Source organism: Saprospiraceae bacterium (assembly GCA_016716185.1).
Lineage (GTDB): Bacteria > Bacteroidota > Bacteroidia > Chitinophagales > Saprospiraceae > Vicinibacter.
Genome location: JADJWV010000002.1, coordinates 1765618 through 1778586, shown reverse-complemented (window position 1 = coordinate 1778586; position 12969 = coordinate 1765618). Strand labels below are relative to the sequence as shown.

Genomic DNA, 12969 nt, shown 5'->3' with positions numbered 1-12969 from the left:
AATAATAATACTAAATATTAATGCTGCTTAAAGTCAGTTGATTTACAAATTCATGACTTGCTTAAGGGCTATTTTTTTTGCTTCTTAAACGGATTCCATTCTTTTAATTTATTTTTAAGGCTGTCAACATGCTGACCAGACCCGGGGATGATCTTGCCGCTTATTGAATCCAATGATCCTTTCAGGAGGTCTCCTGCTTTTCCTGCAAGCGCAGAATCCACTTTCTGCAACACTTCCTTTTGTGCTGCATCTTTAAGCTTATCGATTTGCGCTTCCGCTTGTTTGGTCAGTGAATCGGTTGCTTTATTAATTTCTTCCTGTGCTTTGGTCTTCAGGTTCTCGGTTAGCTCCGCAGCTTTTCCGCTTACCGTATCTTTCAGTTGTTCAATGCCACCTTTTAATCCGCCATCGGCTGAGCCACTACCATCTTTAGGTTTCAATCCAAGTTTCAAGGTCGGTTTTGTAAATCTCCCACCCAGTTGAACATCAATGAGCATATCGGTACTCAACTTTTGATTCAAGCCGATTTTACCCATCAGTTCATTATAATATTTTATTCCATCATCCACTTTGATGGTTTTTAAAATAGATTGTGTTTTATTTGAAGGGATATCAATTAAAATACGGTATGCCATATCTCCTTCCAAAGGGTGATTTCCACCGGCAGTAAATTTAACATCACCAATATTTTTTGTAAAATCAGAAACGTTTACCACCCCATTTTCCACACTAATCCAATTCTTTGTATTTTTCAGATTCAAGCTGCTGAATTCTTTGATCTGCACTCTTGAAGCCAGCTCCTGGAGCGGTTTAAAACCTTTTATCGCTCCTTCTAATGTTTCGATAATGCCATTGATGTTCACCGTTTTTAAATCGGGGTAGTTGTCTTTCGTGAGCGCCCCTTGAAAAATAAAAGTACTGTTGAAGAATCCTTCTATGAAATTAAAAATCGGTGCAAGTTTTGAAATGGTATGAAAAGAAGTAAATGCGTTTTTAAATTCAAGTCTTTTCAGTTCGTATTTGAAATCGAAAATGGGTTGTTTATCCGATTTCGCTTCCAATACACCGGTCAAAGCCATTTTGCCACCTGCAGCATCAGCAGTGGCTTCGTGAATTTCTAAACTTTGATCAATTAAATGCAATTTTCCACTCAACTTATTCAACTTTAAGGGGTCAAATTTCAATTGAGTTGCCGCAAATTGTATGTCGATATCCATATCCTCCGGCAAACTAAAATAAACCTCCGGTGTTTGTTTTTGGGCTACCGCATTTTCCGGCACAGCCATTAATTTGTCGAGGTCTAAATACTCGGAATACAAATCAAGATTGCCTTGAAGGACTTGCTCATTGAAAACAAAATCAATGATATTTTCAAATGCAGCTTTTCCTTTAATTTGACTTCCATTCACATCCACTTCTGCTTTAGACAAACTCAACTTATTACCTTGTAATTGTCCTTCTGCCTGGGCTCCTGTAATTTTGTAAACATCGTACTGAAGCCTTTCGATAGACGATTGAAAGGATAGTTGAAGCTCATCAAAAGAAATTTTTGTTTTATGAGTTTGTGCTTCGGACTGTTGCTGATTGGATTTCATCAATTCATCTATATCTATCAGAGCTGAATGATGCCTTAGTTTGATTTCGGCATCAGCACCTGGTGCAAACATTGCAAGCGGGTGATGAATTTCTCCCTGAAAATTAAAATCGCTTTTGCCATAAACAAGCTGGGCATTTTCCAGATTCCATAATTTTGGAGAAAAGTTCAATTGTGCAAGTGGAATGCTAACATCCTCCATTCCATCGGCCTTATAAATAAAATCCCGAAGCTCACATGCACCGTTAAAATCAATCTTATCAAATTGTTGTTGTTCAATAGCATTGCGATCAAACTTAAAGTCTGAGTTCAATGATAAATTTCCATTTAATTGATTACCCCCATCCAATGGAAAAAACTCCCTCAATTTGCTTAAAGAAAGCTTAGCTTTTATGCTGCCTTCTGTTTGAAAAGCATTACTCAGGTCCTGAATACGTATCTTGCCTTCAAAAGGTTCATTGCCTATACTGAATCCAAATTTTGAAATTTCAAAAAAACTATTGACCATGTCAGCGGATTGATTCTCAGACCTGACTTTAAGATTAAATTCATTGAGTGATACATTTTTACCAGGATATTGAATTAATCCGTCCGAAACTATCAGTTCAACATTCCAGTTGGGATACACCCGACTCGAATCTGAATAGCTCCCATTCAGTTTCCCATTTAGACTAAAATTGCCCGATGAAACCACCTTGTTGAAATCGCTGGTATATGCATTCGGAAGGATGCTAAAAATTTCTTTAAAGGCCGTGGAAGGAGAATGAACTTCAAAATTCTCAAATTCAATTAAATCGTTGCTAAAATGGATAGCTCCGCTATACTCCAGTAATAAATCGTTTAGACGCAGTTGCGAAACACCCATCCTGTAACTGTTGCCGTTCTCGCTGATTTCTAAATCATTTTCCGCATGAATTTTCAATTCTTTGAGCACAGGTATATTTTTATTCAGGATACTCAAACTTTGTATATCGGTTGTATTATTTAATTTCTGTCTGTCTTCCAGTTGCTCAAATGAGCCACTATGATTCAATCCTGAGATCAACAGATCCTGTCCTTTAAGATGATCAATTATTCGGATATCGCTGTTTTCAATGCTGTAGTCTTCAATTTTAAACTGAATAGCAGATGATTGACTTTTATCTGTCGTATCAAGAGGTGTCAGTTGATAATTGGCTAATACAGAATCATATTGGATGAGAAGCATCGTGGCCCCATCAATGCCAAATTTTTTAATACTTAATGGTTGTTTCCCGGTTAATATTTCGAAAAGTCCAACACTCAGTGAAATTTCCTTTGCTTTAAAAAGTTCGCTGGTGTCCTGCGCTACAAATGAGGTGCAAACAGGCTCAGTCATAGCCAGAGAGACATGAGGAAAGTCTCTGATCAAGGAAACATTCAGGTCCTTAAAATCAAATTTACCGGTAATGGAAGCACTGATTTCCTTTCTTAACAAGTCATTCAAACGGCCTTTAAAGAGGTAGGGTAGGCTCCATAAAAGAATAAAAATAAAGACAAGAGCAATGGCAGCGATTTTAAAGAATTTTCTCATAAGTCTTACATGTGATCAATTGTCAACAAAAGTAGCCAACATTAAGTTTTTCATATTTAAAGCTTAACTTTTAATTACTTTGCGGCATGAACCTCTTGGAAATTACCGGATTGCGCATAGGTTTTACAGAATCCGGCGACCAGGACGTACTCAAAGGCATTGATTTAAAGATCCCCAATGCAAAAATTTGCGGACTGGTAGGTGAAAGTGGTTCCGGAAAGACAATAACGGCTTATAGCATTCTCAGGTTGCTCGACGCGCATGCACGAATCAAATCAGGATCTATCGTGTATCGGGAAGAAAATACAGAGGTCGATCTTTTGAAACTGGAGAATGAACCCCTAAGACAAATTCGCGGGAACAAAATATCAATGGTATTTCAGGAAGCTATGGCCGCCATGAATCCTGTTCTCAAATGTGGGTTTCAGGTAACTGAAGTCATCAAAGCTCATCACAATAATCTTAGCAAGTCGGAAATAAAGGACCGTATTTACGACGGTTTTGAAAAAGTTGGATTAACAGATCCTGCACGGGTATATAATTCATATCCGTTTGAGCTGTCCGGCGGACAAATACAGCGCGTTTTAATTGCTTTAGCCATGATCAACAAACCCAGATTGATCATTGCCGATGAACCCACTACGGCGCTTGATGTGAACATGCAAAAGAAAGTTTTGGAGTTGTTCAAAAGTATTCACTCGGAATTGGGCAGTTCAATTCTTTTTATCAGCCACGATCTTGGTCTCGTTAGGGAATTGTGTCAGCACATTTACGTTATGAGAAATGGTGAAATTGTGGAATCAGGCGACACAGAGACTCTGTTTGCTCATGCGAATCATCCTTATACCAAGGGACTCATCCATTGCAGACCCCCTTTATATAAAAAATTAAAAAAGTTAAATACTTTATTTGATTTTGAAGAAAATGCTGACGAAAGCCATGACCAAAGCAGCCAATATTCTCCGTTGGAAATAGAGGAAAAAGCCCAAAGTTTAGCATCAACACCCAATTTGTTGGCTATTCAAAATTTATCGATTTACTACCATTCGGATACGGGTTTCTTTTTTAGAAAAAAACAAGGCCACCGGGCAGTCAACGATGTAAGTTTTCAAATCAAACAAGGCGAAAGTCTGGGACTTGTGGGAGAATCCGGTAGTGGTAAAACTTCCATTGGACGTTCAATCGTCAGATTACTCCATCCTGAATCTGGAGAAATCCTCTATAACTCCACTGATCTTTTAAAACTCGAAGGTAAGCGTCTACATGCATTGAGAAAGGACATTCAAATGATTTTTCAGGATCCATATTCTGCATTAAATCCCAGACAAAAAATTGGCGACGCCATTTTGGAACCTTTGGAAATCCATGGCCTATATAACAGTGCGCAGCAGCGAAAAAACAGAGTCCTCGAGTTACTTCAAACAGTTGGTTTGTCTGAAGAGCATTACCACAGATACCCACATCAATTTTCTGGCGGACAAAGACAAAGGATATGCATAGCCCGTGCACTTGGTGTCGAGCCAAAGCTTCTTGTATGCGATGAACCGGTTTCGGCTTTGGACGTTTCTGTTCAGGCTCAAATACTAAACCTGTTTAAAGAGTTGCAGGAAAATTTTGGCTTGAGTTATTTGTTCATAAGCCACGATCTTGCTGTTGTGCATTTTTTAGCAGACCGCATCATAGTTTTGGAAAATGGTAAAATTGTCGAAGAAGGTCCAAGCAGCGAACTCATTGAAAATCCAAAACATCCATATACAAAAAGTCTGATTCAGGCTACTCCCCGCGAATTCAGCGATGGAGTCCGGAGCCATTGATAAATTCCAGGGCCGTCATTTCTTTTTTGCCTTCCGGTTTTAATTTTAAAAGTTCTATACACCCATCACTACAGGCAAGCCATAATTTTTTTTGATCTAAAAAAAGCACTTCACCAGATGAATTTAATGAGCCAAAATTGTAGTTTGCTTCTACGATTTTAATGGCTAAGCCATTCCACTCAAACCAGGCTAAAGGGTAGGGTATTAAAGCTCTGATCTTATTGTAATTGATCGTGCAGCTGTGGGTCAGATCGAGTTTGCAATCTTCCCGGAAAATCTTTGGGGCATGAGTTGCGTCCGAGTCAGTTTGGTTTGTGTAAACAACTGTTCCTTTTTCAATGCTTTCAAGAGCATCAATTAAAAGGCCGGCACCCAAAATTTTCATTTGATTGTAAACTTCTCCGCCAGTCACATGAGGTTCTAATGGAATCTCGATTTGCCTGATGATTTTTCCGGTGTCAATCTCCTTACTAAGTTGAAATACGGTGAGTCCTGTTTTCGTTTCACCCGCCATAATTGCGCGTTGAATCGGTGCTGCACCCCGGTATTTAGGTAGCAAACTCCCATGCAGGTTGATGGCTCCGTGTTTCGTTTGCTCCATTAATATGACCGGGATCATCCGAAAGGCTACAACAACAAGGATATCGGCCTGCAAAGCAGCAATTTCATGAAGAAAAGATTTTGCCCTGAGATTAGGAGGTTGAAGGAGTTTAATTCCGCGATGTACAGCCCAGGTTTTTACCTCCGTCGCATGCAACTGGTGGCCTCGCCCTGCAGGTTTATCTGGAGCAGTGACGACAGCCAGCAACTGATGTTTTTGAAAAATTACTTCGAGTGAGGGAATCGCAAAGTCTGGGGATCCCATAAATATGACCTTCATGATATTTGAATAAATTAAGCTAAATAAGGTTTAATTTTGCACACTAAGTCACTAAATAACACCGGTTTAATACAACTAAAATGGTCAATTTCAACATCATCCAATTTTTATTACTTCCTTTTTATTTAATGAATCCAGTGGGGTCGTTTACCGGTTCAAATGTAGATGATCACAGAGAATTTCAATTTAATTGGGCGCATTTATTTCAAGATGTTTCTGACAATGCGTTTCAACCCGGCAACAAAACGTACTATGTGGTTTCCGGAAGTTTTATTGTCCAACAAAATGCGGTCCGGAGATCGAAACAACTTGTTAATAAAGGATATTCAAGCACTTCCATTAAAATTTTCCCGGAATCTGAATACTATTCTGTTGTTGTTGATAGTTTCAAGGAAGAATTGAAAGCGCAACAACTACGCGACAAACTAATTTCAGGAAAATATGAATGTTTTATCAAAGAACTTGTTCATTAATAGCCTGCAATTCTGAATAAAGCTGACCAATGTTGAGGATTAAACGTCTGGATGCGATGCTGATCAAGGGCTTTATTCCGCCCTTCATCGTTTCGTTCTTCATGGCCTTATTCGTTTTGGTCATGCAGGTATTTTGGTTGTATGTGGATGACATCCTTGGAAAAGGAGCCGGAATGATCGTGATTCTCGAATTTCTTTTTTATTTGTGTTTTTCGCTGGTACCACTTGCACTCCCGATCGGAGTTTTGTTGGCTGGAGTATTCCTATTCGGAAACCTGGGCGAACGTTATGAATTGGCCAGCATGAAATCTGCAGGGATATCTTTGTTTCGGATCATGTTGCCCTTGACCTTGTTTGCAATGGGTGTGGCTATGTTCTCCTATGTATGTTCGGAGTACATCATTCCCAAATCCAACCTCAAATACATCAGCCGGTTGCACGATTTAAAAAGGCAAAAGCCTACTTTGGGCTTGGACGAATCGATTTTTAACAATGACTTTTATGGATATTCGATCCGAATTGGACAAAAAGAAGACAACGGCAAAGACATTAAAGACATTCTGATCTATGACCACAGCAAGTCTGATGCATCACGTGAAGTATCCATCATATCTGCATCTCAGGGGAGGATGTATGTGACTCCGGAGCAGCGATACATGGTCATGGAGCTGGAAGAAGGCTACGTCTATCAAAATCCGGAAAATGCCTCGGGCAGGGATGCCTTTAAACCGTTTGTAGTAATCGCTTTTGACAAATTGACCAAAGTTTTTGATCTGGGTGAATTTGAGCTCGACAGAACCAACGAGGAACTGTTTAAGAGCGACCGTAAAATGAAAAACAGCAAACAATTGCGAACGGAAATCGACAGTTTCTCGAAACTGGTCAAAGGCGATAGCGAAGGATATATCTTGTCGCACATGAAGCCTACTGAGAATAAAACAGCTAAAGCAGAACGACATCAGGGAAACAGGGATGATCTCTATTTTCAGAAAAAACAGGAGGAACTGGACAGTTTATATTGCGCTTGGTTGAATCGCAATGATTCATTTTACATCCGATTAAAATCTTCCGTCCTACAGACCATTGAAATTGAACAAAACAGGTTGAATTCTGCAAAAACGGAAAAAAAACACTACCTCAAACAAAAAGCAAGAATCGAATATGAACTGCTTCTGAAACAGGCTATGGCTTTTGTTTGCTTCATGTTCATCTTTATAGGTGCTCCTTTGGGAGCCATCGTCAGGAAAGGAGGTTATGGTTATCCATTGATTCTTTGCATTCTGGTTTTTGTAGCCTATTTATTAATGAATACTTTTTGCAAGAGACTTACAGAAGGACTACGCATCGATACTTTTTCAGGTGCATGGTTACCTATTTTTATTCTTGGACTACCCAGTATATTGCTCACCTGGACGGCAATGCGCGACAGGAATGTGCTGCAGGACCTTAAGCTACTATTTCAAAAATTCTGGAGAAAGTAGAAAAGCATAAGCACGATGCTGCTTAAATTGAGATCCTCGCTTTAAATTTTTATAGAGAATTGTTTGAAAATAGTGATGAACCCAATCTCTGAATTAGAATTGAAAATATATTATATATTTTTGATTTTCAATATATAATTTCCAATATATTGCAATAGAAAGGTTATTTACAAAAACCCTAAACAAAGCTTATTTCTTATTGCTTTAAGCTAAGAAACTGGCTTCTGTTGCATGAATTGAGATGAAATACAATGCAACAGTTAATACCAACGATTTAAAATCAATCTGCATTAAAATTGTTTAAAACCAGTTTTTACGAATATTTTATTCTTTGTTCTTGTAAAAACTAATTACAATTCCTATCATACTTATAAGCAATAAGGCGTTGTCCATGTGGGCTAGCCAGTCAATTCTAGGAATCCTGGACAATGGGAATCCAATACCGGCTATGATGAGAGCCAAAGCATTCCACTTTGGAATTTTTTTCTTGATAAAAAACAAACCTCCTAATACCGTCCAACTAAGAGGCGCAAGTGCCCCCGGTAAGAAAAATGCAATGAGCGCACCGGTACCGGTTTTTCCATTAAATTTTTCCGTTGCATCGGGGAAAAGCTCCTTAAATGCATCAATAAAAATGCCATCCACTCCAAAATTATTTCCAGCCAGGCAGCCATAGACCGCTAAAAAAAATCCCCAAACGGCATACCTGGGGTAATCATCCTGAATTTGATGAAACATACCCTGGAATGCAAAAATCCAGAAGAGAAAGGATAAAACCTGAAGCGCTCCGGCGGTAGAGGTCAGCACTCCATTTACCCAATAAAACTGGCTAATCGCTAATAATACCGGTGCCAATATCGTGGCAACCATCCATAGCTTCCTTTGTAATTGGTTCTGCATTCTATAAAAATTTAAATCATCAACTGATCTCTTGAATCACCGATCCTCCATTCAAAAATAGAAAACTTTTTACAAAATAGGTCTTGCATTTTCGTGTAAAGTAAAAATATGATGTTGTGAATTAAAACAGAAACGGGGTAGTATGACGAATCAAAACCAAAACTCTCAGGGCACTCATTCTTCTTCAGATGAACCCTGAACAAATTCCAACTCGCTTTCAATATTCCGAAGAAGACTGTTGCAATATTCAAGAAGTTCCCTGGCCTTTTTAATTTCATCAGGCAATTCTTCGATAGGGATCTGTTCGCGTTTGATTTTATCTGCGATCTTTTCCAGAGCAGACATCGCCTCGGCGTAGGTTAATTTTCTTTTCGCCATACATCTGTTATTTTACTTTTGAGAATTCCTGAATTGTACCTGGTAGTCAACTCCTGGCCCGATTCAATTTTAGATAAATGATGCAATGATTTGCCTTGTATCGTCGAAATACTATAGCCTTTATTGAGAATTTCAACCGGATCGTTGGCTACTAAAAAAGCGAGCAGTGCTGCGTGTTTTTCTTTTGTTTTTACATATAGATCTTTTGTGATCTCCCGCAGTTTATGTTCGAAGCGCATAGCATTTAACAATTCGGCTGAAACATGCTGTTTCGCGGAATACTGTAAATCCGATTGGAAATATTGCAAATTGGTTCTCAGCCTCTGCAATCGTTCAAATGAATTTTGGAAAATGAACTGAGCGATTAGTTCTGTTTGTTCTTCCAAATTCAAGGTATGATGAACAATAAATTCTGCAACAGCCGTAGGAGTTTTTAAAGATTTAAATGCCGAAAGATCAGTTACCGATTCATCCGTTTGGTGACCAATACCGGTGAGCACAGGGATCTGACACTGCGATACTGCTTTTGATATTTCAAATTGATCAAAATCAGACAAATCATGTCTTGAACCACCTCCGCGGATTAATACAATCAGGTCGTAAAACTTTTTGCCGGACTGCAGTTTATGAAAAGCTTCGCAAATACTCGATACTGCAAATTGTCCTTGCACTGCTACATCAAAACATTTGATTCCGTACTTGTAACCATAAACATTGTTATTCAATTGATGTGTAAAATCAGCAAAAGCAGCAGAACTTTTACTGGCTATGATGGCAATATTTTTCAAATGCAATGGCAGCTCACAAGTTTTGTTTTTTTGCCATAGACCTTCCTGCTGCAATCGTTGTATGACTTTTTGCTTATTGATAGCCATCAGGCCCAGGGTAAACTCTTTGTTGAGTTCAAGCAGCTGTAATTTTAAACCGTAACGAACATGAAAATCCACTTGGGCTTTAAACATGATCTCGTTTCCTGTTTTCAAGATTCCTGACACAGTCGTTCCAAGATTTTTTGAAACATCAGCAGCCTGATTTTTCCACAAGACCGCAGAACTTTGAGCAAGAATTTCATCGCTTGGTGATTTCTCTGCAAGTTCCAGGTAGTAGTGGCCCGATTTTGAAACGACATTAAGTATTTCAGCCCGTACCCAAACCGGCTCGGGAAAATTGAGGCTTATAACCCTGCGGATATAAGTGTGAAGCCTGCTAAGTGAAAAACAATCCAATCAATTCGACAATACGTTTTTAACGATATTAGCAGCATCCTGCAGTTCAATGGCGCTATGCACTTTTAAACCGGAAGCATCGATCATTTCTTTCGCAATTTCGGCATTGGTTCCCTGCAACCTTATAATAATGGGAACCTGGATATTTCCCATGTTTTTGTATGCATCCACGATGCCCTGGGCTACGCGGTCGCAGCGCACAATGCCACCAAATATATTAACCAATATGGCTTTTACTTCGGGATCTTTGAGAATGATGCGGAACGCCTGTTCGACACGTTGTGCATCTGCCGTGCCCCCAACATCGAGAAAATTAGCGGGATTTCCTCCCGACAGTTTAATAATATCCATAGTAGCCATTGCCAATCCGGCACCGTTGACCATGCATCCTACGTTGCCGTCGAGTTTTACATAATTGAGGTGATAATTCTTTGCTTCAACTTCTGTCGGATCTTCTTCTGTTTCGTCTCTCATCGCTTCGAGCTCCGGATGCCTGTAAAGTGCATTATCGTCGATACTTATTTTACAGTCGACTGCAACTACTTGTTCGTGACAATCGATCAGCGTGGGGTTGATTTCTATTAAGGTGAGATCTTTATCTACAAAGGTCTGATAAAGGGATTTAACAAATAGCGACATTTCTTTAAATACTTTTCCGCTTAAACCAAGCTGAAAAGCAATTTTCCTGGCCTGAAAATCCTGAAAACCAATCGCAGGATCGACAAATTCCTTAAAAACTAGATCAGGAGTTTCTTCAGCCACTTTCTCAATGTCCATACCACCCTGAGTGGAGTAGATGATCACATTTTTTTGAGTGGATCGGTCGGTCAATATCGAAAAATAAAATTCTTTGCATTTGGAAAAATCAGGTGCATAAGAATCTTCTGCTAAAAATACTTTGTTTACTTTCTTTCCGGGTCCATCCAAGCCACCAGGGGTCTGTGGAGTTTTAAGCTGCATGCCAAGAATTTGGTTTGCAAACTCAAGTACTTCATTTTTATTTTTGGCTAGTTTAACTCCGCCGCCTTTACCGCGACCGCCGGCGTGAATTTGCGCCTTTACGACCACAAATCCGGTTTGGGTATGATCGATCAGTTTTTGGAAAGCGGATTCAAATTCTGAAGAATTTTCCACCAGAACTCCTCTTTGTACCCTCACACCATGTTGTTCCAGTAGTTGTTTGCCTTGATATTCGTGTAAATTCATAATTCGTTTTGAATGGAAATTTTAGAAAAGTAATTTCCTGAATCGGTGTTCAAAGTTAAAAAATATAAACCCGCTGGTACTGCTTCCAAATTTACCAGAATACCATTTTCGGTATTTTGAAAACCCGGATGAACGGCAAGTCCGCCGTTAATGGAAGTGAGCTTCAGCTGGCGTATTACTTTTACAGGATCTTTTAAGTCGATATGCAATTTAGCTGTTGATTTTACCGGATTCGGATAGACCTGTATTCCTTCATTGGAAAACTCTTCCGTACCAACGATTTCCGATTCTGTTCTGAAGTAACCGGTTGCAGATTCAATTCCGCAAAACTCAAAATTAGTATAAGCTCTTACCCGCCACCAATAATTTTTGCCTTGCGTAAGAGAATCGATATTGATTTTATTAGTAGTCAGTAAAAGATTTTTAATGATAACGCTGAAATTTTGAGTCCTGCTGATCTGAAGTACATAATAGCTTGCATTTGGAACTGCTTCCCAACTTACTTCGAGATTTCTGGATGGAACAACGATACTGTCTACAGGGAATTCCAAACTTAAACTCGACTGGTTGAAGAAAACGGGAACTACATCCGAGCGTTTTAATTCTTCACGGGGACCGTTGTAACTTTTGTACATGGCGTCCATTTGCTCTGTACTGAATCTGTTCATACACTGATCATCTGAATAAGACATAAACAAGGTTCCGTCTGCTCTGAAAGTAGAATCATTGACATCCCTCATGATCAGGTTACTCTCGCCGTTTTGGTTACAATTCCATCTGTAGGAAATATAATCGGGATAAGTGTCGCAGAAATAATCTGCCTGTCGTTTGCATTGGGCACGTACGACATTTTCGATTTGACGGAAGACATCCGACTGATAGTCGGATGTCTTTTTACTGTTGGTATACCGAATGCCTTCCCAACCATAAAAAGTATGAGGAAGAGAAAAGAAATGCCCGAGTTCGTGTGCCCAGGTATGGCTGAATTTACCCAGACAGGTTTTATTTAATGCTACGCCATCACCTCTGTAAGTGAAATAACCGCAATTACCAGCAGGATCAGATACAAGATAGCAATTAACCATAGCCGGTTCATTGCTTTCAATCATCATTTCCTCGCCTTTGTTAAATTCTTCGTGATTGTTCCACTCGCTGTTTCTTATGTAATTAAAATCTTTTTCGAGGTAAAACTGGAAACCTGTAGGAAGAAAATCGGAGTTCAGCGTACACATCGTTTCGAACAAAGGCCATGCGGCAAAAAAACTGGACGAATTGTCGTTAGTTACATTATGAACCATGATGGGAATGTAGGTAATGGTCTGGTCTTGCCTAAAGAAATGTTCAACCCCTTCTATAGAATTTAAAGCCTGTTGTTGGTCTTCGACCCGGGTTCCACAAAATTCAGCCTGGGCAAATAATGAATTTGCAGCCATAAAGGCTAGCGCGCTAAAGATCAGCTTCATAA

The 12969-nt window shown here is 39.3% G+C and carries 10 protein-coding genes; 3 read left to right on the top strand and 7 right to left on the bottom strand.

Going from position 1 to position 12969, the window contains the following annotated elements; genetic code table 11:
• Window positions 1-68 precede the first annotated feature (68 nt).
• Window positions 69-3146, bottom strand: coding sequence for a hypothetical protein (locus IPM34_08835; GenBank protein ID MBK8955648.1), 3078 nt, complete (start codon window positions 3144-3146; stop codon window positions 69-71).
• 86 nt (window positions 3147-3232) lie between these two features.
• Between IPM34_08835 and IPM34_08830 the strand changes: the two genes are divergently transcribed.
• Entirely contained in the window at window positions 3233-4960 is a 1728-nt protein-coding gene (locus IPM34_08830; GenBank protein MBK8955647.1) for an ABC transporter ATP-binding protein, read from the top strand.
• Here IPM34_08830 and IPM34_08825 read toward each other — a convergent pair.
• Complete coding sequence (locus tag IPM34_08825; protein MBK8955646.1) at window positions 4935-5840, bottom strand: methionyl-tRNA formyltransferase; 906 nt, start codon at window positions 5838-5840, stop codon at window positions 4935-4937. The genes IPM34_08830 and IPM34_08825 overlap by 26 nt on opposite strands.
• 80 nt (window positions 5841-5920) lie before the next feature.
• On the opposite strand from IPM34_08825, the gene IPM34_08820 reads away from it, so the two are divergent.
• Both IPM34_08820 and IPM34_08815 read left to right on the top strand, forming a co-directional pair.
• On the top strand, window positions 5921-6313 hold the full coding sequence (locus tag IPM34_08820; GenBank protein ID MBK8955645.1) for an SPOR domain-containing protein: 393 nt from the start codon (window positions 5921-5923) through the stop codon (window positions 6311-6313).
• 29 nt (window positions 6314-6342) lie between these two features.
• Window positions 6343-7794 carry an LptF/LptG family permease gene (locus tag IPM34_08815; protein MBK8955644.1) on the top strand — a complete coding sequence of 484 codons (1452 nt, stop codon included), beginning with the start codon at window positions 6343-6345 and terminating at the stop codon, window positions 7792-7794.
• A gap of 324 nt (window positions 7795-8118) precedes the next feature.
• Here IPM34_08815 and IPM34_08810 read toward each other — a convergent pair whose 3' ends face one another.
• The 5 genes from IPM34_08810 to IPM34_08790 all read right to left on the bottom strand — a co-directional run bounded on the left by IPM34_08810 (window position 8119) and on the right by IPM34_08790 (window position 12967).
• The gene (locus tag IPM34_08810; protein MBK8955643.1) at window positions 8119-8694 is read right to left on the bottom strand and encodes a hypothetical protein; all 576 of its coding nucleotides are present in this window, start codon (window positions 8692-8694) and stop codon (window positions 8119-8121) included.
• A 174-nt stretch (window positions 8695-8868) separates the two neighbouring features.
• A complete protein-coding gene (gene xseB, locus IPM34_08805; GenBank protein MBK8955642.1) occupies window positions 8869-9072 on the bottom strand; it encodes an exodeoxyribonuclease VII small subunit in 204 nt (67 codons plus the stop codon).
• Window positions 9054-10298, bottom strand: a complete 1245-nt coding sequence (gene xseA / locus IPM34_08800) for an exodeoxyribonuclease VII large subunit (GenBank protein MBK8955641.1) — start codon at window positions 10296-10298, stop codon at window positions 9054-9056. The genes xseB and xseA overlap by 19 nt, the downstream gene beginning before the upstream one ends.
• The gene (gene sucC / locus IPM34_08795; protein ID MBK8955640.1) at window positions 10299-11504 is read right to left on the bottom strand and encodes an ADP-forming succinate--CoA ligase subunit beta; all 1206 of its coding nucleotides are present in this window, start codon (window positions 11502-11504) and stop codon (window positions 10299-10301) included.
• Entirely contained in the window at window positions 11501-12967 is a 1467-nt protein-coding gene (locus IPM34_08790; GenBank protein ID MBK8955639.1) for a T9SS type A sorting domain-containing protein, read from the bottom strand. Before IPM34_08790 ends, sucC begins: the two co-directional genes overlap by 4 nt.
• Window positions 12968-12969 lie beyond the last annotated feature (2 nt).